Annotated in this window: 1 pseudogene; it reads left to right on the top strand. The window is 71.1% G+C overall.

From position 1 onward, the window contains the following. Positions 1 to 395: pseudogene (locus tag LPA54_RS41325) on the top strand (branched-chain amino acid ABC transporter permease); the annotation flags it as partial.

The raw sequence follows: 395 nt of genomic DNA, 5'->3' as shown, positions 1-395 counted from the left end.
CGGTGGCGCTGCTGGTGCTCGCCGGCATCCACCTCTTCCTGTCCCGCACCCGCTACGGGCTGATCGTCCGCGCCGGGGTCGAGGACCGGGCGATGGTCACGGCACTCGGCATCGACGTCACCCGTGCCTTCACCCTGGTCTTCGCGCTCGGCGGCGCCCTCGCGGGCCTGGCCGGCGTGCTCGGCGGCCTCTACTTCGGCTCCCTCTCCCCGCATCAGGGGACGTCGATGCTGGTGTTCGCGTTCGTCGTGGTGATCATCGGCGGACTCGTCTCGATCACCAGCGTCGCGCTGTCCGCGCTCACCGTGGGCCTGGTGCAGCAGTACGCCAACTACTACGCGGGCGGCTACGGCGACCTGGCCGTCGTGGTCCTGCTGGCCGCGGTGGTGCTGTCC

Origin of the sequence: Streptomyces sp. DH12, assembly GCF_020873895.1 — a bacterium.
Classification (GTDB): Bacteria; Actinomycetota; Actinomycetes; order Streptomycetales; family Streptomycetaceae; genus Streptomyces.
This window is presented reverse-complemented; position numbering and strand designations above follow the sequence as displayed.